We start from the raw sequence: 24,328 nt of genomic DNA, 5'->3' as shown, positions 1-24,328 counted from the left end.
GAAAAAGCGATGAGATACATTTTTGGTGAGTGGCAAAGCGCCGACGAAAAGCTGACGGTGCGCGATGCGGAGACCATCGCTGCAGGCGCGGAAAGCGCGCGTGCGGCCGTGGCACGGTATCCAATGGACCGGGTGTACGCGCTCATCGGGCGCGTGCGCGATCTCTGGCGCGACCCCGCATACGCCCCGAGGGTGGAGGCGCGGTCGCTTTTGCCGGCGGCGACGGGCTTTTCGCAGGAAATGGTCGATCTGGCGTTGGGGGCGCTGGACGAATTGCTCGATCCTGCGGAGTTGCAGAAAAAGGTGGCGCGCGAACTCGGTGGCCAGGGAATCGAGCACCGCGATGCGGGTGGCACGGTGCTGCGGTGGCAGCCGCTGGGCACCTTGCTTCACGTGCTCTCGGGCAACGTGTTCCTCGTGGGCGCTTCCTCTCTGCTCGAAGGAATGCTCACGCGCAATGTGAACATCTTGAAGGCGTCGTCCGGTGAGAGGGTATTCCTTCCCCGCTTCGTGGAGTCGATTCGCCAGGTGGATGTCGATGGCGTCATTTCGCGCGCCATTGCGGTCGTGGATTATGCGTCGAACCAACGCGATGTCATGGCCGAGTTCAAGCGGCAGGTGGATGGCATCGTGGTGTGGGGCGGCGATGAAGCTGTTCGCGAATATCGGAACGATCTTCCTGCGCGCACGCGCGTGATCGTATTCGGCCCCAAGATCAGCTTTGGCCTGGTGACGCGGGCGGGTCTGGCTGCGCGCGGCGAGGCGGACATCGCAAAGGCGATTGCCCAGGAGATCTCGATTTGGGATCAAAACGCCTGCACGGCACCGCAAGCCTGTTACGTGGAGGGCGCCGCCGAGACCGACCGGCTCGCAGCACGCGTGGCCGAGGCGCTGGCCGAGCACGCGCGCATGCTGCCGGCGGGACCCGCGGACGTGGATACCGCCGTGGAGATTCAGAAGCTGCGCGGCGTCTTCGAGGTGACCGCGGCGCGCGGGGAGGGGAACCTGTTTGCATCGCGCGGCAATGTCGATTGGACCGTGGTGGTGGATCGCGATCGCGCGCTGGTGCCGTCCCCGCTTCATCGGACGATTCGCTTGATCCCGTACGATCAACTCGACGAGGTGGCCGCCCAACTGCGACCGATGCGCGGGTACTTGCAGACCGCGGGCCTTGCGGTCGGCGCGGACGAAATCGCGCCCGTGACGGACCTGTTGCTCGACTGCGGGGCGGATCGGCTCCTCGACTTGGGCAACATGCTCGGTGGGCACGTCGACGATCCGCACGACGGCGCGTACGATTTGCCTCAATTGATGCGCCTCACGTATTCGCGCCTGGCGATGCCCCGGGCCGATGTGGAGCCGTGGGAGCTTCGCCCGGAGGCCGACCGCAAGGCGTCGGTGGACTCCGCGCTGCGCGCGTTGATCGAGCGCGCGCGCCGGGCGCCGTTCTACGCGGAGCGCTTGCGCGGCCTGCGCATCGAATCGACGGACGATTTGCCCGCGTTACCGATGCTGGCGCGCAGCGAGATGGAGAGCAACATGCCGCCCTGGGGCGACGGTCTCTCGACCGAGGGCACCGGCAGCCTGACCCGCGGCGGCTACGTTTCGCGAAGTGGCGGTTCGAGCGGCGAGCCGAAGTTCTCGCTCTACGATGCGGCCGACTGGGAGGGCCTGGTCGCATGCGGGGCGCGCATCTTCGGCGCTTTGGGCGTACGGCGCGGCGATCGCCTGGCCAATCTGATGATCGCGGGAGATCTCTATGGGAGCTTCGTCTCGTTCGATCACGTGAACGCGCGCCTCGGCGTGCAGGGATTCGCCTTCGCGGACCGCGTTTCGCCCGCGACGTTCGTCGATACGTGGCGGCGCTTTCGCATCAACGTGGTGCAAGGTGTACCGCCCAACTTGATGCCACTCTTTCGCGCGGCCAAGGAGCTCGACCCGTCGTTCTCGATCGAGACGGTGATCTTCGCCGGAACGAGCTTGGGCAAGGCGGATGCGGAGTGGTTGCAGCGCGAGGCCGGTGTGCGGCGGATCGCATCGGTGGTCGGCGCCAACGATGGCGGCCCCGTGGCTTACCAATGCGACGCGATGTCGGGAGCGCTTCACCACCTGGTGGACGAGTACAACTACGTGGAGATCGTCGACGACGAGGGGAGGCGCGTCGAGGATGGACAGCCGGGGCGTATCCTGATTACGAGCTTGGCGAAATTGGCATTTCCGCTGATTCGATATGAGCTGGGCGACCGCGGTCGCATCGTGCCGGGCCGTTGCTCCTGCGGGCGCACGACTCGCCGCCTGGAGCATCTCGGCCGGGCGGACGACATTTTCTACGTGGGAATGGCCACCTTGCGCTATGGCGCCATCGCCGCGGCGCTGGAAGCGTTCCGGTATTCGGAGCTTCAAGTGGTGGTGCGTGCCGAGTCGGGTGGGGACTACCTGGTGGTGCGCGTCGAGGGAGACCTCGCCGACCGCACCGCCGAGGAGATTCACGCGGCATTGCTGGAAAAGGTGCCCACGTTGCGGTCCGGTGCGGCCTATCACTTCCTGCGCGTCGAAGTCGAAGTGTGCGCGCCGGGCGGGATTCCGCGCAATCCGCGCAGTGGCAAAGTCAAAGCGATCGTCGACGAGCGGTGAGGCGATCATGATTCGTTTTCTTCGAGATAATCCAATCTTCGCGCGGTTGTGGATCGGGCAGCTTCTCTGCCAATCGTCGACCCGCATGTTTCAAATTGCGATGATGTGGTGGGCGCTGGGGCATGCGCAAACGCACCCGGGGCTCACCGGCGGTGTGCTCTTGCTCATGGGCGTCGTGCCTTCCGTGGTGCTGGTGAATCGCATCGGGCGCACCGTCGAGAAGACGCCGTTTCGATCGCTTCTTCTGCGTTGCGACGCATTTGCGGCGCTCACGTCCGGTGCCTTTGCGCTGCTCGCCTATTTCGGTTATGCGAGCGTTCCGCTGCTGTTCGTCGTGGTGCTGCTTTTGGCCACGTACCAAGGTTTCTACGATCCCACGTTGAACCGCGCGGCGCCGCAGCTCGTGCCTGGGTCGTCCTTGGAAAAAGCCGTTGCCTTTCTGACCAGCACGCAATCCGTCGCAAGCTTCACCGGCGCCGTGCTCGGTGCCCTGGTGATCGAGCGCCTCGGCCTCGTGGGCACCGCCCTCCTCAATGTGGCCGGCTACAGCGCGTCGTTCGTGTTCAATCGCATGCTTCCACGTCCGGAGCCGGCGCCCACGACGGAGGGCGAGCCCCCGCCTGCCGGGGCACCCGATGAAGAAGGCGCTTGGCGCAGCCTTCGCCGTTTTCCCTTCATCCGCAGCATCTTGCTCGCTTTCGCCGCGGTGAACTTCTTCGGCACGCCGTCGCTCATCGTCCTCCCGACGTACGTCAAATGGACCCTGCACGGAACCGCCGCAACGTTGGCCACCGTGGAGGCCTGCATGTGGCTCGGCCTCATCGCGGGTACCTTCGGCGCAGGCAAAATCGCCTTTGGCGGCTCCAACACGGTCCGACTTTCGGCGCTATGCATCGCGTGCATGGGGCTTGCCGTTCTCGTACCGGGCCTCACCATCGGGACCGTCGTCTACGCCGCCGCCCTGGCGTGTGTCGGCGCGGCGCTCGGTGTGAACAACGTCAAAATGGTCTCTTGGTTCCAACAGAACGTACCCGCCTCGCACAAGGGCCGCTTCTTCGCCGCCATGCAGGCCGTCTGCGCGGGGGCCACGCCGCTCGCGTTCGCGATCTTCGGCCAGATCACCGACACTCTGGGACCGGCGCGCACGTGCCTCGTGCAAGCGGCGGGTATCCTGGTGGTGAGCGCGTGGATCTTCCTTCTCTCCCGGCGCGACGCGGCTTCCGCGACCGACCTTCGTCTGCCGGAGGCCACATGATCACCACGCGCCTCGCGACCCCGGCCGACTCCGTTCGCATCCTGCGCCTTTACCATGCGGCCTCCGCGGGCCTGTTCGAGGACGCGGCCTTTCTCGACCTACCCGCCCTCGAGCGCAGCCTCGATTCGCGCCAGAGCCCTCAGCAAATCTGGCTGCTTGCCGAAGATGGTCCTTCCGGCACGGTGAAGGAGGATGCGCTTCCTGCGGGCGTTCTCAGGGTGCTCGTCGATACCAACCTTCGCATTGGTCGCCTCGAGCGCGTTTACATTTCGCCGCAAGGAAAGGACGACGACGGGAACGAGGACCGCATCTTCGATGCCCTCATCGGCGCCTTCGTCACCATGTTGCGCGCCGAGCCTCCGCGCATCGACGTGGTGTACTGCACCACGCACAACTTCACGCACGAACAACACGCGCGCACGCTCGCATTGGGCTTCAGCCTGCTCGGCGTGTTCCCACATGCGCCAGGAAACGACACCTTCGCGGTGGGCGGGCTCTCGGCGCTTTTCGTGGACCCTGCCTGGCGCTCGAAGCGCCGCGCGGCCTTTGCACTGCACCCGACCATTCGCCCCTGGTTCGATATCGTGCGCGAAACGTGCGAGCTCCCGCCGCTCACGGTGGGCGAGGGGCGCATGTCGCGCGTCGTGCCCGATGTGGATCCCGAGCTGGAAATGATCGTCGCGCCGAACTTCGTCGCGCGCACCTTCCGCAAACACTGCGAGAACCACGTTCTGCCGCAGCACTTTTATCCCTTCCACTCGCCCAACTGCGTCATGACCGACGCGGACCAAACGGTGGAAGTCTTTCTGCACATCGGCCCCAGCGAAAGCCAGCGCCATTTCGCGACCATCATCGCGGAGCACGTCGAGCGCGTGGTCGACCCCACGCAGCTCTATCGCCGGGTCATTGCGCTTTTGCGCCGTGCGCGCGTCGGCTACGTGGAGGTGCTCATCGATGCCGCTGACAGCGCAGGTGTCGAAGCGGCGCTCGATGCGGGGTTTCTGCCCTACGCGTACTTCCCGAGCTTCAAAGCTCACGGCGAGTCCCGTCGCGACTTCGTCGTATTCGGCCTCGCCCACGAGAACCGAATGCGCGTGCCGCGCCACCTGCACCCGGCCTACCAGCGCTTTCTCGACGTGTACTTGCAGCAAAGCCGCCTCTGAGCGCCATCGAAAACGACACTCGATAGAACCGAGGAATTCTGGTGTCATCGGGGGCGATGAGCTCCTCGGATCACCGTCCTCCAGCGCCTCCGCCGTCGTTGCGCGCGGGGGTGCTCCAAGAGTCGCTCGACTGGATCGACGAACTCCAGCCGCACGTCACGGCGGCCATTCGAGAGCGCTTCAATCCCAAGCACGCCGCCGCCATTGCGCAGACCACGCGCCTCGCGTGGGTACCGCTCGAGTATGGCATTGGGCTGAGCACCGCGGTTCACTCGGTACTCGGGGACAAGGGGCTTCTCGACTTGGGCCGGGAGGCCATCCTTCGTTCGGGCAATCGCACCTGGCTCCGGCCCTTCCGCGACGCGGCGGTGAGCATCTTCGGCTACGATCCACGCGGCATCTTCCGCTTTACGCCGCGGGGCTGGAACATGATCTTCGGCGGTTGCGGTGAGCTGACCTTCACCTCGCCCGCGCCGGCAACGGGCACGCTGATCCTGGCGGGGTTCCCTCCGCTGGTCGCCGATCCGATGTTTCTGAAGACCATTCAGGGCGCCTTCTGGGCGACGTTGGACTTCTGCGAGGTTCAGGGCGAGGTGATCTTGCGCCCGCTGGAGCCGGGCAGCCGCATCTGCACCTTCGACATCGCCTGGACGCCGAGAGAGCGTTGACCGCGGTTTCCCTACCTTTCGTGCGCGGGGGCGGGCCGGCGATGTTGGGTAGACGCGATTTGTAACTTTCTCCGAGCAAGTCACAAATTCGAAAGCCCATGCATTGACTCGTTTTGAATCACGATACATACATGTCGCGTGCACCGAACCCCACCGGGTAGAGTTGGGCGTATGCCGCGCCCGCCGAGCCCGAATGCCATCCAGATCTCCATCCGTGTGCCGCCAGAATGGCTCGAACGGGCGGACGTCGTGGCGACGAAGATGTCGCGGCCCGGTTTGGAGATGACCCGGGCGGATGTTTTGCGGATGGCGCTCGTTCAGGGGCTCGATCTCGTCGAACGAGAGGTCAAGAAACCGAAGTAAGAGCAGAACAGGCGCAGCAGGAGGGGTCGATGGGCGTCGATGTCGTGCTGGCGGCAAGCGATGAATTGCCAATGGGATACGTATACGCCGAGAACGTGGAGACGGAAGGCTACGTCGGCCGGAGAATCGTGCGCGAGACGGATGGCGCGGCATGTCTCGCCATGATCATTCCCGTGCGCACCGCCACGAGCATCGTATGCGCGGATCGACTCGATGCCGCCATCGCAGCACGCGCACATCAGGACTTCAAAACACGCATGGCCGTTGCTGCCGTACGAGCCCCGCAAACCATTCCGCAATTGGCGACGAAATATGGCCTTTATGCCGTGCAAATCATTCGTTGGAAAAATGAATTTCTAAAAAAGTTGGAAACGTCCGATTAGCCGGTTGCTTGACGAAGGCGTGATGGGCCTGCACCATCGGTTGATGCGATATGCCTTTCTTGGTTTCGGCTTTCTCGGATGTGTCGCGGCCTGCAGCAGCAATGACGACGATTCGGGTACGAATCCACCGCCGAATGAAACCGTGACCGCGGCCGAGCTTTGCGCATCGATCAACAAGCGGGCCGACGTCTGCGGCGGCGGGCGGGCCGAGCTCGGGGATTGCACGAAGAACGCCAATTTTCTGGGGTGCCTTTACGCTCCGCCGTTTTTGGCCCGATATTCGAGCTGCCGCGGCAATACGGTGTGCACCGAGAAGGCCGGTGACGACGACTGCGTCTACAAAGGCGTGCAGTCGGTGGATGCCAATGCCGTGACGAGCTGCGCCACCAAGGCGGACGCCTGCGACGACGGTCCGAACGAGTGGGACAAGGAGGTTTGCTATTACCCGGCCTTCCAAGCCAATTTCAAAAAGAGTGTGGCAGATTGCCTTGCCCTGGCCGGGTGTGCCGAACAGAAAACGTGTCTCAACCAGGCCATTGATTCGATCCGCAGGGCCTGTCCCAAGTAGCGCGATGGACGCGCCTGCGGTCCAAAGCGCCCCACGAGTACTTGTAAGACTCACCTCCGCGTAGAAAGTCGAGGCATGCGTCGCCGCGCGCGATGGCGCATTCGAGCGCGTGCGCAAAGGCGAGGGTGCCCGGGCTCGCGTCCCCCAAGGCCGCATCGAAGCCGCTCAGGTAGCAACGGCTCGCCCGCCGGTCGTGAAACGTGTAGAGAACCCCCGCCAGCGTGCCTCCGATGTGCACGCCCGAGAGCGTGAGTGCACCCTGCGCCATGAGTCGGGGGCCCGCGTCCAGGTGAAAGGCGCGCACACGCGGATCGGCGAGCATGCCGCCGCCGTGCTCCCGCCACCGCGCCGTGTGCAGCTCCACCAAGCGCGAAAACAGCGCCCCGAAGGTGCCGGCCGTCGCCTCGGTGAAATGGACGCCGCCGTGACGCTCCGCACGGCTTCGCGCAAGGCGGATGCTCGCCCATTTGCGTGATGAAAGCGCATCGCGCAGGCTGTGGTGCCCCGTCAGCTCGAGCCCGGGGCAGACGTCTTGCTCGTCGGCCGTGACGCCTCGCCCCCGGGTCAGCTCGAGGAGCGGCGAGCCGGAGGGGAGCTCGCTCCACAGGCCGCGGTCCCAACCGCCGGCGGTGTCGAGCCAATCGCCCAGGGCGCGCATGACGGCATCGCGTTCTTCGGGGTCGACGAGCATGTCGGCGTAGTCCGAGACACCCGCGCCCAACAGCGAGAGCACGCGCCGCCCACCATCGTTCCACACGAAAAAAGGCGCGGTGCCAATGAGTCGCGCGCCCCGCCGAATGGCCACGACGCGCAGCCGGCCCTGGAGCAAATGCGTGCACCAGGGGAGCAGCCACTGAGGCCTTTGGAACACGGTGGCCTCTGGCGAGCGCGCCCAGAGGTCGTCCCACTCGGTCTCAAGCGCGTGCAGCCGCGCCACGTCGTCGATCTCGATGGTCGTCACGGCCCTCGACCCACGGATGCGTGCCGGTGCACGCCGCGCGATGCGCTCGTAGATGCTTAGATAACGCCCGCACATCGTATCGAGCGCAAATCGCTCGGCGGTGGCGCGGCAGTCCTCGGACGTGAGCGTTCGCGCTTTGCGAATCGCGTCCACCATTTCGGTGAAATCGCGCACGAGAAACCCCGTGCGGCCGTGCGCGACGATCTCGGGCAGCGCCCCGTTGGGAAAGGCAATCACGGGCGTGCCGGATGCGAGCGCCTCCATGCTGACCAGCGAACTCGTCTCCGGGACCACACTCGGCACGATCACGCACGATGCGCGCGCCAGAAGCCGTCGCTTGCCCCGACGCCCCACCGGCCCGATGAATCGGCGCCGCGCGTCGAGCCGAGGGCGCACCTCTTTTTCGAAGTAACGAAGATGCTCCGGAAAAGGAAACACCTCGCCTGCGACCAGCAGCGGCACGTCCGCCCGATGGGCGGCATCGAGCGCCACGTGCGTGCCCTTCTCGGGACAAATTCGCCCCAACACCAGCGCGTAGCCTCCATCTTCGTGGCTCGGGTGAAACCGCGAAAGGTCCACCCCGTTGGGGACGTCCTCGAGCAGCACTTCACTGCTCGGGCAACGCTGGCGTTGCGAATGCGAAACGCAGTTGAAGTACGTGTGCGGGCGCTTCTCCGTGAAAATCTGTGGGGGGTACCACTCCGGCGGCAGATGCAGCGTGGCCAGCACGGGGGTGGGGGCATCGGGCAGGTACGCGTGAAAGTCGACACCATGCATGTGCACGACGTCCACCGCGGCCTCCTCCACGATGCGCTCGATCTCCGCCCGGTAACGTCGCTCGACTTCGGCCAAACGTGCCGGCGTAAAGGGGCCATCCGCCCGCGGCACCGTGAAGAGTTGGCCATCGGCTTCCGAGCCCTCGCAGCCGAGCACGAGCGAGCGATGCCCGGCATGTTTGGCTGCTTTTTGCACGGCGCTGAGGATCTGTTCGGCGCCTCCGACGGCGTCCGGCGTGACCGGCACGAACGGATACGCGACGTTCAAGACGGTGAGCATGCGAGCTCGCCGTTGACGTGCACGACCAGGCGCGTCTCCGCAGGGAAGACGCGCCATGCGCCCTCGATCGACCAGCTTGTGCCAACGCTTCGCATTCCCATGTGGTCCGCCGCTGCAAGGCGCGATCCCCATGGCGAGCGAATGCTCGGCGCGGCTTTCCGATCAGCCGAGGCCGTACGCGAGTTCGGGCTTGCTGGTCTCGGCCGGCGGCACGACCGAGCGGCGCGACATGGCCGCGATGAGCGTTGCCGGTCGCATGTCGGTCCAGTGCGCGTTGACGTAGTCGAGGCACGACTGCCGGCTGGCCTGACCGTGCACCTTGATCCATCCGGCGGGCACCTCGGCAAAGGCCGGCCAGAGCGAGTGTTGACCCTCGTCGTTCACGAGGACGTAATAAGAAGCTTCGGTGTCTTCAAAAGGATTCGTTGCCATGGGGGGAGGTTTACCTTTCCTGGACGTGCCGGAGTTTGTTGGTAAGGGTTCGGCCAATGAGTGCAATGGGATCGGGGTGAGTCATCTCATGATGGCCGCAGTCGACGACAAGTGTGTCGATACGGCCATGAACGTGTGGTTTCCACGCGGATGTCAATGCGGATGGGTCATCGTGTTGACGCCCGGCGACGAAGAGGAGCACATCGCCCTCGTACGGGCGGAAGAGTGCTGGCTCGATGGACGGGACCACGTTTCGAAGCGTGTTTTCCGTGACCCGGCTCAAAGCGGCAATCTGGCGCTCGGGGAGGCTTTGCAGCGCGCTGCTTCCGCCGGCGAGCTCGCGCAAGGCTTCCACGGTCTCCTGCTCGCCCCACGCGGCGTCGGAACGCACCCCGGGAGGCTGCGGCGCCGCGTCGAGAAGCGCGAGAAGCGCAACGTCCTCACCGGATGCTTGCAACCGTGTTGCAACCAAGTGTGCGATGGTGCCTCCCAGCGACCAGCCAAGTAGGCAATACGGACCGCGGGGCTGCACGGCGCGGATGCGCGCCAGGTAGTCCTCGGCCATCGCCTCGATGGATTGAGGCAGCTGCTCCTCGCGGGCGAGGCCGCGTGCCTGCAAGCCGTAGACCGGATGCTCGGGCGGGAGATGCCGCAGAAGCCCCGAGAATCCCCAGCCGATGCCCATCATGGGCGGAAGGCAGAACAGCGGCGCCTGCGCGCCCGCCTTTCGCAGAGGCAAAAGGACGTCGAAGGGATCGTGCTGGTCCGAGGTGCCCAGGGCGGCGGCCAGGCCGGCGGCCGTGGGGTTCTCGAACAAGGTGCGCACGTTCATGGGGATGCCCAACGTGGTCTGCACCTGGCCCGCGAGCCGCGCGGCGAGGAGCGAGTGTCCGCCGCGCTCGAAGAAGTCGTCGTCGACGCCCACCTCGGGCACGCCGAGCACGTCGGCGAAGAGCCCGCAGAGGATCTCCTCGTGAGGCGCGCTCGGACGGCGGTGCGACGACGGCGGTGGCAACTCCGGGGCGGGGAGTGCCTTGCGATCGACCTTGCCGCTGGGCAAAAGCGGCAACGCCTCCAGCGCGACGAAGGCCGACGGGATCATGTGCTCGGGCAGCCGCGCCGCGAGGTGCGCCCGCAGATCGGTCTCTCCATAGCTGACGACATAGGCCACGAGGCGCTTGTCGCCGGGGCGGTCTTCGCGCAAGAGCACGACGGCCTGCGAGATGGCGGGATGCTCGAGCAGCGCGGTTTCGATTTCGCCCACCTCGATGCGGAAGCCGCGCAGCTTGATCTGGTCGTCGGCGCGGCCCACGAATTCGAGCTCGCCGGCTTCGTTCCAGCGCGCGAGATCGCCCGTGCGGTACATGCGCCCGCCGGCGGGGTCGAACGGATTCGCCACGAAGCGCTCCGCGGTGAGGCCCGCGCGACCTTGGTAGCCACGCGCCAAGCCTGCGCCGGCGATGTACAACTCGGCGGTGACGCCGGGCGGTACGGGCCGCAAGGCCGCATCGAGCACGTACACTTGCGTGTTGTCGATGGGCCGGCCGATCGATGGCGTGCCGGAGCCCGACAGCGGCTCGCTGGTGGTCGCGACCACGGTGGATTCGGTGGGGCCGTAGGCATTGACCATGCGCCGCCCCTTGGACCAGCGGGCCACGAGTTCGCCGGAGCATGCTTCGCCGCCGACGATCAGCGTCTGCAAGGCGGGCAGCTCCGCGGACTCGGGCACGGTGGCCAGCGCGGCCGGAGGAATGAGCGCATGCGTGATGGCATGCTCCGCGAGCACCGAGGCTAGGGTTTCTCCGGCCAGGATACCCGGGGGGGGTATCACCAAAGTGGCCCCGGCGGAGAGGGCCATGCCCAGCTCGAGGACCGAGGCGTCGAAGCTCGGCGAGGAGAAGGCCAGCACGCGGCTCGCGGGTGTGACGGCAAAGCGCTCGCTTTCGGCGGCCGCGAAGCTGGCCAGGCCGACGTGGGTGACCACGACGCCCTTCGGATGCCCCGTGGAGCCCGAGGTGTAAATCACGTACGCGGGGCAGTGCGGATGAAGCTTCACCATGGGGGCCGTGGCATTGCGCGCGGCCATGTGGTCGATCTCCAGCACGGGGCACGCGATGTCGCCGGTCGCACGAAGCCCTGCCACGAGATCGCTGCGCGTGATCAACGCGGCGGGCCTTGCATCGGTCAACATGAAGCGGATGCGCTCGGCCGGGTAATCCGTGTCGACGGGCAAGTACGCACCGCCGGCCTTGAGCACCGCGAGCGCGGCGATGACCATCTCCGCCGACCGGGGCAACGCCAGCGCGACGATGCGCTCCGGCCCGACGCCGTGCTCGATGAGCGCGTGCGCCAGACGGTTCGCACGGGCATCGAGCTCGGCATACGTCTGCGACGTGCCCTGCGCGATGAGCGCCGTCGCATGCGGCGCGCGGGCCACCTGCGCCGTCCAGAGCTGGGGCCACGTGGTGGGCGAGAGCTCGCGTGCCGTTCGGTTGAACTCGAGCAGAACGCGCTGGCGCTCCTCGGGGCGGAGCAGCTCGATGCGCCCCACGAGGGATTCGGGATCGGACGCGAACGCGGTGAGCACGGCGGCGAGGTGATCGCGCAGCGCTTCGACGGTGGCCGGCTCGAAGACGTCGGGACGGTACTTCAAATCGAGCCGGAGGCGCTCGCCGGGGATGCCGACGACGGTCAGCGGGTAGTGCGTCGCATCGCGCACGGTGATGCCCGTGAGCTCCAGATCGCCGCTGGCTGCGCGCAGCGCACCCGGATCCACCGGGTAGCTCTCCAGCACGACCAACGTGTCGAAGAGGGCACCGCGCCCGGCCGCTGCCTGAATCTCGGTGAGGCCGGTGTGGTGGTGCGGCGAAAGCTCCGCCTGGCGGTCTTGCACCTCTTTGGCGACGTCGCGCAGACGCCGCGCCGGATCGATGCGCACGCGCACCGGCACGGTGTTGATGAACAGGCCGATCATCGACGCCGCCCCTGCGATTTCCGGCGGCCGGCCCGCCACGGTGGTGCCGAACACCACGTCGTCGTGTCCGATCCAGCGACCGAGCACGATGGCCCACGCCACATGCAGCGCCGTGGCCAAAGTCAGACCGTGGATGCGGGTCTGCTCGCGCAGCCGCGCCGTAAGCTCCGGAGGAAGATCGAGCAGCACTTGCTCGGGCAGCACCGGGCGGTGCACGACGGAGGCCGGGGCGAGGCACGTCGGCTCGTCCAAGCCTGCCAGTGCCTCGCGCCATGCCGCGGCCGCGGCATCCGCATCGCGCGTGGCGAGCCATGCGAGATACTCATGGTACGGCGCCGGGCGAGCGAGACCGCCCTCGTCGCCGTGCTGCCGATACAGCACGAGGAGCTCCTGCAGGAGCAGGGGCAGCGACCATCCATCGAACAGAATGTGATGGTTCGTGAGCACCAGCCGATACCGATCGCGCTCGACACGGATCAAGGTGAAACGCATCAGCGGCGGCTCGCCCATGTCGAAGGGCCGCGCGCGATCCTCTTCCAAAAGACGCGCCAGCTCGTTGGGACGCATGGCCGGGTGCAGCGCAGAGAGATCGTGCTCGGCCCAGGCGAGGGCCGGCTTCGCCGAGAGGATCTGCACCGGCTCCTCGAGGCCGGCCGTCCAGAAGCCCGCGCCCAGGTTCGGGTGACGGCGCAGCAACGCCTGCGCCGCCCGCTGCAGCCGCGCGCCATCCAGGCTGCCCGTGAGGTCCAGGGAGAACTGCACGGCATACACATCGGGCGCTTCGCCGTCGTAGAGCGCGTGGAAGAGGAAACCCTTCTGCAGCGGGGAGAGCGGCAGCACCGCGGTGAGATCTGGCCGCGCGTGCTCGAGGTGCTCGATTTGTTGCTGCGACAACGAAACGAGCGCGAAGTCCGATGGCGTGTAGCCGCCCGCATCCGGTTGCGCCGTGTGGGCCACCAGCGCATCGAGCGCCTGGAACCACGCTTCGGCGAGCTCGCGCACGTCGGCCTCGGAGAGGAGCCCCTCGGGGTACGACCAATGCGCCGTGAGGTGCGGACCGTTGTCGTGGTCCAGCGTGACGGCGTTGACCTCGAGCGCGTGCCCGGCCGGCATGTCCGCGTCCGAGCCGCCGCTCAAGCCTCCCGCTTCGGGGGCGGGCAACCAATCCGCACGCCGCGCCACGGCGGGGAATCGTCCGAGGTAGTTGAACCCGATTTGCGGGGACGCCGCGCCCGCGAGCCGCGTGGCCGCGTCCGGGTTCAAGTACCGAAGAATGCCGAAGCCAATGCCGCGATCGGCGATGGCGCGCATCTGCTCTTTTACGCGCTTGAGCGCTCCGCCCATGTCCCGCAGCGGTTGCGCGACCGCGCCCGGATCGAGGCGAACGGGGAACGCACTGGTGAACCAGCCCACCGTTTGCGAAAGATCCGCACCGGGGACGATGTCCTCGCGGCCGTGGCCTTCGAGCTCGAGCAACACGTCCGTGCGATCCGTGATGCCGCGGCGGCGACGCCACTCGGCGACGGCCACCGCGAGGCCGGTGAGGAGCACGTCGTTGATCCCGGCATGAAACGCGGAGGCCACCTTGGTGAGAAGCGGCGCCGTTCGCTCCGGCGACATGGTCAAGCTGAAAGCGCGCGACGAACCCACCGTGTGCCGCGTTGGATCGAGCGGCTCGCGCGTGAGGCGCGGATCGGACGGCTCGAGGATCGCAGCCCATGCATCGAGCTCGCGCACGCGGGCCGGGCTGGTGGCGAGCTCGCGAAGCCTCAGCGCCCACCTTCGGAACGACGTGCCCACGGCCGGAAGCTCGGGCTCCGTTTGGCCTTGCGCGATGGTTGCCCATGCGCGCGCCAAATCGGCCACGAGGATGCGCCACGACACGCCGTCGACCACGAGGTGGTGCAGCACCAGGAGCAGCCGCCCGGCCTGCGCGGCGCCGGTGTCGAACCACACCGCCTGCAGCATGGCGCCGTTCTCCGGCGCCAACCGCGCTTGCGCGGCCTTGGTCTGTGCGATGATTTCCGCTTCGTGGATGGCGGTGGTGCGAACCACGGCCAGCGAGACCGGCACCTCACCGCGGTCGGCGATGTGAAGGCTCCACGCATCCTCGCTCCGCGTGAGGCGCATGCGCAGGGCATCGTGATGATCGACGATGGCCTGCAAGGTCGCGGTGAGTGCCTCCTCGGTGGCGCCGGGCGGAACCTGCAGGAGCATCGCCTGGTAGAAGCCGTCGATCGGCCCGCCGCGCTCGCGGATCCAATGCATGATCGGCGTCAGCGGCAGCTCGCCGATGCCGTCGTCCGCTGGAACGAAGCGGTCGAGGGCTTCCGTCGAGCGCGCCATCTCCGCCAAGGCGGCGACCGTTCGCTGCTGGAAGACGTCGCGCGACGTGAAGACGAGGCCCGACGCCCGCGCACGGCTGACGAGTTGGATCGAGAGGATGCTATCGCCGCCGAGCTCGAAGAAGCCATCGTCGATCCCGACGTTGGGAACGTGCAGGACCTCGGAGAATAGATGGCAGAGGATGCGCTCCTGCGGGGTGCGCGGGGTGCGGCGCGACGTGCGCGCGCCGAGGCTCGGTGCGGGAAGGGCCTTGCGATCGACCTTGCCGCTCGGCGAAACGGGGAGAGCCTCCAGCGCGACGAAGGCCGTGGGGATCATGTAGTCGGGCAGCGACTCGGCCAGGTGCGCGTGAAGCTCGTCGACGGCACCCGGATCGCGCACGACGACGTAGGCCACGAGGCGCTTGATGCCCGGCGTGTCCTCGCGTGCGACCACGACGGCTTGGCGCACGTGCGGATGGCGCGTGAGCGCGGCCTCGATTTCGCCGACCTCGATACGGAAGCCGCGCACCTTGACCTGCCCATCGGCGCGTCCCACGAAATAAAGCTCGCCGTCCTCGGTCCAGCGCGCGAGATCGCCCGTGCGGTACATGCGCGAGCCTGGCGCGCCGAAGGGATCCGGCACGAAGCGCTCGGAGGTGAGCGAAGGCCGCGCGAGGTAGCCGCGTGCGAGGCCTTGGCCTGCGATGTAAAGCTCGCCCGGAACGCCGACGGGCGCGGGGCGCAGGGCCGAGTCGAGCACGTACACGCGCGTGCCGAAGATGGGCCGGCCGATGGGCGGCGAACCCGACGCCGGCGCGAGCTGGCCGCTCGTGGTGGCCACCACCGTGGACTCCGTGGGACCGTAGGCATTGACCATGCGGCGGCCTTTGGACCATCGGTCCACGAGCTCCGCGGAGCAGGCGTCGCCTCCCACGATCAGCGTCTCGAAATCCGTCAGCTCCGCCGCCGCCGACTCGGGCACGCTGGCCAGCGCCGCCGGCGGAATGAGCGCGTGCGAGATACGCTTTTCGCGCAGCACCGAGGCGAGTGCCTCGCCCGCCAGGGGGCCCGCCGGGGGAACGACCAACGTGGCGCCGCGTGCCCACGCCATGCAGAACTCGAGCACCGACGCATCGAAGCTGGGCGACGAGAAGCAGAGAACACGGCTGCGGGACGTCACGGCAAAGCGCTGCACTTCGGCGGCGGCAAAGCTGCCGAGGCCCGCGTGGGTGACGGCCACGCCCTTGGGCCGGCCGGTGGAGCCCGAGGTGTAGATGACGTACGCCAGGCTTCCCGGATGGAGGCTCACCGCGGGCGCCACGTCGGACGTGCCCACCGCGGTCAACCCTGCTGCGTTGAAAGTCGGGCGCGGCAAGGCGCGCACCTCCGGGAAGTCGGCACCCGTGATCGAGAGGACCGGCTTCGCGTCGGAGAGCATGAAGTGAATGCGCTCCGCCGGATAATCCGGGTCGACGGGCACGTACGCCGCACCTGCCTTGAACACGGCCAACTGGGCGATGATCATCTCGGGCGAACGCGGCAAGAGCACCGCGACCAGGCGCTCGGGCTCCACACCGCGGGCGATCAGCTGCTGCGCCAAGTGATTCGCCCGGGCATCGAGCTCGCGGTACGTGAGCGCCCCGCCGGGGAACTCCACCGCGAGGGCATCCGGCGTGCGCTGAACGTGTTCGCGGAACATGTCGAGCAGATTCGGGAACTCCTGGGGCGCGCGCGTGTCGTTGAACTCCACGAGGATGCGTTGCATCTCGGTGGGATTCAACGCATCGATGCGCCCGAGCTTTCGCGAAGGCTCGTCCACCAGAAGGGAAAACACCTGCTGAAGCTTCTCGGCCAGCGCCTCGACGATGGGCCGCTCGAGGCGATCCTCTCGGTAATTCAGGTGCACCTGGATGCACGTTCCGGGAACACCCACCACGCTCAGCGGATAGTGCGAGGCGTCCTGCGCATCGATGGCCGTAAGCTCCAGCGCCTCCTCTTGGAAGGGCATGGCGCCCTTGTCGAGGGGGAAGTTCTCCATGACCACCAGGGTGTCGAACAGCGCGCCCTGAATTTCCGACAGCCCCACGTGATGGTGCGCCATCAGTGCGGACTGGTCGTCTTGCACACGCGCAACCAATTCGCCCAGCGACTGATCGGCGGTGAGCCGCACACGCACGGGCAGCGTGTTGATGAACAGGCCGATCATCGATTCGACGCCGGGGACCTCCACCGGCCGCCCCGACACGATGGTGCCGAACACGACGTCGTTGCGGCCCGTCCACATGCCCAGCACGACCGCCCACGCCGCCTGCAGCATCGTGGCCAGCGTCACCCGGTGCTCGCGGGCCCGCTCCCGCAGGGCCGTGGAGAGCTCCTCCGACAGCTGGGTGACCACGCGCACCGGCATGAGCGAGCCCTTGAGCGGCGCATCGCCCGTGAGCCGCGTGGGCCCATCCAAGTCGGCCAGCGCCGTCGCCCACGCGCGTTTCGCGGTCTCGCGATCGCGGGTCGAGAGCCAGGTGAGGTAATCGCGGTACGGTGTGGCGGCGGGCAGATCGCGATCGTCGGCGCGCCGTTCATAGAGCGTGAAGATCTCGCGGAGCACCAGCGGCATCGACCATCCATCGAGCAAGATGTGATGGTTCGTGACCAGGAAGCGGTAATGGTCCGGTGAAAGCCGGATCAACGTGAAACGCAGCAGCGGCGGCGAGGCCATGTCGAAGCGCCGCGTGGCGTCTTCTTCGACGATGCGCGCGAGCTCGCGGGCATGCGCCTCGGGCTCCAGGTGCGCGAGATCGTGCTCCTCCCAGGGCAGGGGCGTCTGCCCGGGCACGAACTGCAGCGGTTGCTCGAGCCCCTCGACCCAGAAGCCTGCACGCAGGTTCGGGTGGCGATCCAGAAACACGCGGGTCGATGCGGCCAGGCGCGCGGCATCCAACTGACCCTGAAGGTCGAGCCGGAACTGCACCGTGTACACGTCGCGCCCGTCGTCGCCGCCGTCGTACAGCGCGTGGAACAAGAGCCCCTGCTGCAACGGCGAAAGCGGCAGCACGTCCACCGCGTCGGGCCGTGCCTCGCGTACGATGCGTGCTTGCTCCTCGGTGACCCACCGGGACGGGCCCGCGGGCGCGGCTTCTTGCACCGCGCCCGCGATGGCCGCCAGGGCCTCCACAGTGCGGTGTTGAAACACGTCGCGCGGCGTGATCATCAGGCCCGCGGCCCGGGCACGCGCGGCGAGCTGAATGGACACGATGCTGTCGCCACCCCGATCGAAGAAGCTGTCGTCGATGCCCACGTCGGGCACGTTGAGCAGGTTGGCGAACAGCTCGCACAGAATCTCCTCGCGCCGCGTGCGAGGTCGCCGCCGCGAAGCTGCGGAGGCCGCGAAATCCGGCGCGGGAAGTGCCTTGCGATCCAGTTTGCCGCTCGGGGTGAGCGGGAATGCATCCAGCACGACGAAGGCCGACGGCACCATGTACTCGGGCAGCCCCTTGGCCACGAAGGCGCGCAGGGCATCCATCTCGATGGGTTCGGCGCCGCTCGCTGGAACGACGTAGCCGACCAAAAGCTTGTTGCCCGGCCGATCTTCGCGCACCACGGCGCAAGCCTGGGCCACCGACGGATACCGTCCCAGCGCCGCTTCGATCTCGCCCAGCTCGATGCGGAAGCCGCGGATCTTCACCTGGTCGTCGGAGCGCCCGAGGTATTCGATCTCGCCGGCTGCGTTCCAGCGCACGACGTCGCCGGTGCGGTACATGCGCGAGCCCGGTCCTTCGAAGGGATTCGCGACGAAGCGCTCCGACGTGCGGTCCGGATGGTGCAAATACCCGCGCGCGAGTCCGCGCCCGCCGATGTAGAGCTCTCCTTTGACCCCCGGGGGCACCGGCTGCAGGTTGCCGTCGAGCACGTACACGCGCGTGTTCGTGATGGGACCACCGATGGGGGGCGGCGTTTCCTGCGCCGTCTCCTCCTCGGCCGCGGCATCGGGTTGCGCGTACCACGCGGTCGCGTACACCGTGGCCTCGGTGGGGCCGTAAATGTTGGCAATGCGGCTCGCCGGCATCGCCGTGCGGATCGCGCGCACCGTTTTGGCCGAAAGTGCCTCGCCCGCGAGCACCACCGTGTTGGCGCGCACGGCGAGGGAATCCTGCGCGAGCAGCTGCGAAAACACGGAGGGCACGCCGCTCACCAGGCTCGCGTTCCAAGGCTCGTTGCGGGCTTCGCCGAGCTCGAGCAGGTCGCGCACCACCTCGATGCTGCCGCCGATCATCAACGGGCAGAACATCTCGAACACCGAGACATCGAAGTTGAGCGACGTCGACGCCACAACGTGCGACAGATCCGAGGCGCCGAATTGCATCCGCGCCCACGTCGCCAGGGCGACGACGTTTTCATGGGCCACCACGACGCCCTTCGGTCGCCCCGTCGAGCCGGAGGTGTAAATCACGTAGGCCGGGTGCTCGACCCGCAGCGTCTGCAGGCGCTCGGCATCGCTCACGTTGGACGAGGAGTGCGCGGCCACCGCGGCCGCCGTGTGCAGATCGTCCAGAAGCAGGTGCGCCGCGTGCGCCGGCGGAAGGCGCTCGGACACCTCGCGCGTGGTCAGCACCACCTCGGGCTTGGCGTCGACGAGCAGGTACGCCAGGCGATCGGGCGGATAATTCGGATCGAGCGGAAGGTACGCCGCGCCCGCCTTCCACACGGCCAGCGCCGCGACGATCAAGTCCACGGAGCGCGGCAACGCCAGCGCCACGAACCGCTCCGGTCCCGCACCGCGCGCGATGAGTAGCCGCGCAAGCCGATTGGCCCGCGCATTCAACTCCGCGTACGACACATCGGGCCGCACGGCCACCGTTTCGGGGGTCTTCGCCACCTGCGACTCGAAGAGCCGCGGCAACGTGAGATGCGGAATCGGGCAATCCGTATCGTTCCACTCGATGAGCACGCGCTGCCGCTCGGCCGGGGTCAGCGCCGCGTTCTGCCCGACGCGGCCCACCGGCTGCGAAGGATCGGCCACCACGTCGGTGAGCACGCGAACCATGCGCTCGGCAATGCTCTGCACGACGTCCGGCTGGAGCACGTCGGGGCGGTAACCGAATCGGAATTCGAGCCGCGGCCCCGGCAAGGTGACCATGGTCAGCGGGTAGTGCGTGGCATCGCCACCGTCGAAGTCGGTGATCTTCGGATCGCCGTAGACGCCGCTCTTCGTCTTCTCGTCGATGGGGTAATTCTCGAAGACGGCGAGGGTGTCGAACAGCTCGGCCCCGCCGGTGAGGCGCTGGATCTCGGTGAGGCCCAGGTGCTCGTGGGCCATCAGCTCGGATTGCCGATCTTGCAGGCGCGCGAGCATGTTCGAAAGCGGCTCCGCCGGATCGAGCCGCACGCGCACGGGCACCGTGTTGATGAACAAGCCGACCATCGACTCGACGCCCGGGATTTCCGGGGGCCTGCCTGCCACGGTGGTACCGAACACCACGTCCGAGCGCCCCGTGAGCCGGCCGAGAACGATGCCCCACGCGCCTTGCACGACCGTGTTCAAGGTCAGGCCGCGCCCGCGCGACTCGCGCTGGAGTTCGGCGGTCAGCTCCTCGGGCAATGCGATGCGCACCTGACCGGGCATGATCGGCACGCGCTTCGCGTCCGCCGGGACGAGGAGCGTTGGCTCGTCCACGCCGGCGAGCGCCTGCGTCCACGCGGCCTCCGCGGCCGAGCGATCGCGCGTGGAGATCCAGGTGAGGTACTCGCGGTACGGCGTCGGCTTGGGCAGCTTGGCATCTTCGCCCGCGGCCGTGCGGTACAGCGCGAAGAGCTCCTGCAGCAGCACCGCGGTCGACCACCCATCGAGCACGATGTGATGGTTCGTGAGCATCAATTGATGCAGCCCTGCCTGCATGCGAAACAGCGTGAAACGCAGGAGCGGCGGCTTGGCCATATCGAACCGGCGCGCGTGGTCTTCCGCGACGAGCCGGGCCAATTCGGCCTTGCGGGCCTCGGGATCGAGCGCGGAGAGATCGTGCATCGTCCAGGGAAGGTGCACCTTGCCCGGGATGAACTGCGCGGGCTGCTCGAGTCCGTCGACGAGGAAGCCGGCCTTGAGGTTCGGGTGCCGATCCACGAGCGCGCGCGCAGCCGCCTCCATGCGCGCCACGTCGAGCTGCCCGGTCAGCTCGAGGCGGAGCTGCACCGAGTACACGTCGGGGCCGCTCTCGTTGTACAGGGCGTGAAACAGGAGCCCTTTCTGGAGCGGCGAAAGCGGCAGCACGTCCACGACGTCGGGGCGTGCGGCGCGGATCACGTGCATCTGGTCGCCGGAGGCGAAGGCAAGGGGATCGCCGGATGCGTTGTCGGAGGCTTGAACGACGCCCGCGATGGCCGCGAGGGCTTCCACGGTCCGATGCTGAAAGACGTCGCGCGCGGTGATGACGAGGCCCGCCGTGCGTGCACGCCCGACCATCTGCAGCGAGCCGATGCTGTCGCCGCCCAGGTCGAAGAAGCTGTCGTCGATGCCGACGGCGGGCAGGTGCAGCAGCTCGGCGAAGAGCCGGCAGAAGACCTCTTCCTGCGGGTTGCGCGGGCCACGCCGCGAGCTGCCGGCGCCCAGATCCGGCGCGGGAAGGGCCTTGCGATCGAGCTTTCCGTTCGGAGAAACCGGCAGCGCCTCGAGCACGACGAACGCCGAGGGCACCATGTAATCGGGCAACGATTCGGCGAGGTGGGCACGAAGCGCGTCGGCGCCGGTCCACTCTTGTTTCGCTTCTTGCTTCGCTTCGGCCGCAGGAACGACGTAGGCCACGAGCCGTTTGAGGCCCGGCGTGTCCTCGCGGACGATGACCGCAGCCTGGGCAACCTCGGGATGGCGCGTGAGAACGGATTCGATCTCGCCCAGCTCGATGCGGAAGCCGCGGACTTTCACCTGGTGGTCGGCGCGACCCGCGAATTCGAGCTCCCCGGCCGACGTCCAGCGCGCGAGATCGCCCGTGCGGTACATGCGCGCGCCCGGTGCGCCGAAGGGATCGGCCACGAAGCGATCGGCGGTCAGCCCGGGGCGGGCGAGGTAGCCGCGCGCAAGGCCCTGGCCCGCGATGTACAGCTCGCCCGCGATCCCGATGGGGGCAGGTCGGAGTGCGCCATCGAGAACGTAGACCCGAGTGTTGACGATGGGCCGGCCGATGGGCGGGCTGCCCGCACCGCTCAGCGGTTCGCTGGTGGTCGCGACCACGGTGGATTCGGTGGGCCCGTAGGCATTGACCATGCGCCGGCCTTTGGACCAGCGGGCCACGAGCTCGCCGGAGCAGGCATCGCCGCCCACGATCAAGGTCTCGAGCGCCGGCAACGTTTCGGCCAACGCGTCGGGGATGCTCGCCAGCGCCGCCGGCGGAATGAGCGTGTGCGAGATGCGCCCGTCGCGCAGCACGTTGGCGAGGTGCTCGGCCGCCAAGGGGCCGGGTGGGGGCACGACCAAGGTGGCACCCTGCGGCCAAGCCATGCAAAGCTCGAGGACCGACGCATCGAAGCTCGGGGACGAGAAGCACAGGATGCGGCTCTCGGCAGTGACCGCGAAGCGCTCGACCTCCGCCGCGGCGAAGCTGGCCAGGCCTGCATGGCTCACCGCCACGCCCTTCGGCCGTCCCGTGGAGCCGGAGGTGTAGATGACGTATGCCAGGTTGCCCGGCACGATGGTCACGTCGGGCGCAGAGTCCGATTCACCCACGCCGGCCAACGGCCCCTCGAAGTCCGCGTTCCAGATGGTCAGCGCCGGCTTCGCATCGTCGAGCATGAAGCGAATGCGCTCGGCCGGGTAATCGGGATCGATGGGCAAATAGGCGGCCCCGGCCTTGAGCACGGCCAACTGCGCGACCAGCATGTTGCGCGAGCGAGGCAGGATCAAAGCGACCACGCACTCCGGCCCCACGCCGCGCTCGATCATCCATCGTGCGAGGCCGTTCGCGCGCGCGTCGAGCTCACGGTGGGTGAGCGGCCCCTCGGGCGCCTCGATGGCGATGCGATCCGGGCTCGTACGTACGTGCGCACCGAACATCTCCGTCAACGTCGCCGGGACGATGGATCGCGCCGTGTCGTTGAAAACAGTGAGCACGCGCTCACGTTCCGCGGGATCGGTCAGATCGATCCTGCCGACGAGCGCGCTCTCGTCCGCAAAGAGCTGCAGGAAGCGCGCTTGGTGGGCTTCCAAATCCTCGGCGCGGTAATGCGCCGGGTTCGCCTGGAACTCGAACACCAGGCGTCCATCCCCGTCTTCGTAAACGTGAATCGACAGATCCTCGACCGGGCCAAAGGCCATTTTGCGGACGGCCAGCGGCTGCCCGCCCAGACGCATGTCGTAGGCGGCCGGAAAAATGTTCACCATCGTGCCGATGAGCGACACGTCCTCGGTCACCAAATCGAGATCGCGCCGGAGGTCCTCGTAGCGGTAACGCTGATGGCGCAGCGCCAGGCGCATCTCCTCGGCGGTGTGCTCCAACAGATCACGCAGGGTCATGCTCGGGCGCGGCGCCAGACGCAGAGGCACCACGCTCGACACCATGCTGGGCACCGCGCGGGCGACCTTCGTGCGCCGCGTGGTCACCGGAAGACCGAGAACCACGTCGTCCGTACCGGTCATCCGATGTATGTAGAGTGCAACCATCGCCACCACGGCGACGGACCAGGGCACGCCCGCTTGGCGCGCCGTTGTTCGAAGCCGATCCATGACCGGTGCATCGGCATGGCAGGTGCGAGATAGCACCCCGCGTGCCGTCTTCGGCGGCCGCCCCGAGAGCGTCACCGCCGCAGGACGATCCGAAAATCGCTTCACGAAGTGCGCGCGGTCACGCTCGAACTCGCTGGAGAGGCGATACCGATCTTCGTCCTCGAGCAGGTCCTGCAATCCCGGCAACTCCGGCAATTCGAGCACCTGCGGCGAAGCTGGCAACTCCGGCGTGCCCTCTCGAAGCGACGCGTAGGTCTCGATGACCCGCTTCACCAGCAAGCCGAATCCGAATCCATCGAGGACGATATGGTGACAACGCAGAAACCAGAAAAAGCGATCATGCGCGATTCGCAGCAGCGAAAACGCGAAAAGTGGGCCGGCCGTCAGGTCGAAAAGCGTGGCGAGATCCGCCTTCATCCACGCTTCCGCTTCGATAACAGGGTTGTCAGACGCGCTAAAATCGATTACGCGAAATGACCACTTCACATCGGATTCGATGACTTGGCACGGCCCCGACTCGGCGCGAACCACGTGCGTTCGCAGCGCTTCAACGTCGGCGACCGCGCGCCGTAGTGCGACTTCGAACCGCTCTACGTCCACACTTTCGCGAATGTCCAAGTATTCGCCGATGTTGTAATGGCGATTTTCCGGATCCAGCTGCTGGGCAAACCATATACCGGACTGAGCAAACGTTAATGGCAATCGACTGCGACCGAATTCCGACATCGCTTCGAAAATTCCAATCTGTTTTACGCAGCTAGGTCCCTCCCCAACTGCGAAACGGTTCATAGATGTATGGCCTGCACGGGACAGAACCGTCGACAAATCGCGTCATTG

At 67.1% G+C, this 24,328-nt stretch carries 10 protein-coding genes; 7 read left to right on the top strand and 3 right to left on the bottom strand.

Annotation, left to right across the window (positions count from 1 at the left end; all coding sequences use genetic code 11):
• Positions 1 to 9: 9 nt before the first annotated feature.
• The 7 genes from LZC95_30115 to LZC95_30085 all read left to right on the top strand — a co-directional run bounded on the left by LZC95_30115 (position 10) and on the right by LZC95_30085 (position 7,034).
• Positions 10 to 2,634 carry a hypothetical protein gene (locus tag LZC95_30115; protein WXA90696.1) on the top strand — a complete coding sequence of 875 codons (2,625 nt, stop codon included), beginning with the start codon at positions 10 to 12 and terminating at the stop codon, positions 2,632 to 2,634.
• A 7-nt stretch (positions 2,635 to 2,641) separates the two neighbouring features.
• Positions 2,642 to 3,889 carry an MFS transporter gene (locus LZC95_30110; protein WXA90695.1) on the top strand — a complete coding sequence of 416 codons (1,248 nt, stop codon included), beginning with the start codon at positions 2,642 to 2,644 and terminating at the stop codon, positions 3,887 to 3,889.
• Positions 3,886 to 5,052, top strand: coding sequence for a hypothetical protein (locus tag LZC95_30105; GenBank protein ID WXA90694.1), 1,167 nt, complete (start codon positions 3,886 to 3,888; stop codon positions 5,050 to 5,052). Before LZC95_30110 ends, LZC95_30105 begins: the two co-directional genes overlap by 4 nt.
• 56 nt (positions 5,053 to 5,108) lie before the next feature.
• The gene (locus LZC95_30100) at positions 5,109 to 5,720 is read left to right on the top strand and encodes a hypothetical protein (GenBank protein WXA90693.1); all 612 of its coding nucleotides are present in this window, start codon (positions 5,109 to 5,111) and stop codon (positions 5,718 to 5,720) included.
• A 171-nt stretch (positions 5,721 to 5,891) separates the two neighbouring features.
• Positions 5,892 to 6,083 carry a hypothetical protein gene (locus LZC95_30095; protein ID WXA90692.1) on the top strand — a complete coding sequence of 64 codons (192 nt, stop codon included), beginning with the start codon at positions 5,892 to 5,894 and terminating at the stop codon, positions 6,081 to 6,083.
• Between the two features lie 71 nt (positions 6,084 to 6,154).
• Positions 6,155 to 6,466: a hypothetical protein gene (locus LZC95_30090; GenBank protein WXA90691.1), complete on the top strand. Its 312-nt coding sequence runs from the start codon at positions 6,155 to 6,157 to the stop codon at positions 6,464 to 6,466.
• 22 nt (positions 6,467 to 6,488) lie between these two features.
• On the top strand, positions 6,489 to 7,034 hold the full coding sequence (locus LZC95_30085) for a hypothetical protein (protein ID WXA90690.1): 546 nt from the start codon (positions 6,489 to 6,491) through the stop codon (positions 7,032 to 7,034).
• Here LZC95_30085 and LZC95_30080 read toward each other — a convergent pair.
• The 3 genes from LZC95_30080 to LZC95_30070 all read right to left on the bottom strand — a co-directional run bounded on the left by LZC95_30080 (position 6,991) and on the right by LZC95_30070 (position 24,217).
• Positions 6,991 to 9,051 carry a GNAT family N-acetyltransferase gene (locus LZC95_30080; GenBank protein ID WXA90689.1) on the bottom strand — a complete coding sequence of 687 codons (2,061 nt, stop codon included), beginning with the start codon at positions 9,049 to 9,051 and terminating at the stop codon, positions 6,991 to 6,993. The two genes, LZC95_30085 and LZC95_30080, sit on opposite strands and share 44 nt — an antisense overlap.
• 162 nt (positions 9,052 to 9,213) lie before the next feature.
• On the bottom strand, positions 9,214 to 9,483 hold the full coding sequence (locus tag LZC95_30075; protein ID WXA90688.1) for an MbtH family protein: 270 nt from the start codon (positions 9,481 to 9,483) through the stop codon (positions 9,214 to 9,216).
• A 10-nt stretch (positions 9,484 to 9,493) separates the two neighbouring features.
• Positions 9,494 to 24,217, bottom strand: coding sequence for an amino acid adenylation domain-containing protein (locus LZC95_30070; protein WXA90687.1), 14,724 nt, complete (start codon positions 24,215 to 24,217; stop codon positions 9,494 to 9,496).
• Positions 24,218 to 24,328: the final 111 nt, after the last annotated feature.

The sequence above is a fragment of the Sorangiineae bacterium MSr12523 genome, assembly GCA_037157775.1.
Lineage (GTDB): Bacteria > Myxococcota_A > Polyangia > Polyangiales > Polyangiaceae > Pendulispora > Pendulispora brunnea.
Note: the sequence above shows the minus strand (reverse complement) of the source record. Positions and strands in the feature narration are given on the sequence as shown.

Coding starts and splice junctions, on each gene's coding strand:
- LZC95_30115 (WXA90696.1), top strand. CDS start 10: ATGAGATACATTTTTGGTGAGTGGCAAAGCGCCGACGAAAAGCTGACG.
- LZC95_30110 (WXA90695.1), top strand. CDS start 2,642: ATGATTCGTTTTCTTCGAGATAATCCAATCTTCGCGCGGTTGTGGATC.
- LZC95_30105 (WXA90694.1), top strand. CDS start 3,886: ATGATCACCACGCGCCTCGCGACCCCGGCCGACTCCGTTCGCATCCTG.
- LZC95_30100 (WXA90693.1), top strand. CDS start 5,109: ATGAGCTCCTCGGATCACCGTCCTCCAGCGCCTCCGCCGTCGTTGCGC.
- LZC95_30095 (WXA90692.1), top strand. CDS start 5,892: ATGCCGCGCCCGCCGAGCCCGAATGCCATCCAGATCTCCATCCGTGTG.
- LZC95_30090 (WXA90691.1), top strand. CDS start 6,155: ATGGGATACGTATACGCCGAGAACGTGGAGACGGAAGGCTACGTCGGC.
- LZC95_30085 (WXA90690.1), top strand. CDS start 6,489: ATGGGCCTGCACCATCGGTTGATGCGATATGCCTTTCTTGGTTTCGGC.
- LZC95_30080 (WXA90689.1), bottom strand. CDS start 9,051: ATGCTCACCGTCTTGAACGTCGCGTATCCGTTCGTGCCGGTCACGCCG.
- LZC95_30075 (WXA90688.1), bottom strand. CDS start 9,483: ATGGCAACGAATCCTTTTGAAGACACCGAAGCTTCTTATTACGTCCTC.
- LZC95_30070 (WXA90687.1), bottom strand. CDS start 24,217: ATGTCGGAATTCGGTCGCAGTCGATTGCCATTAACGTTTGCTCAGTCC.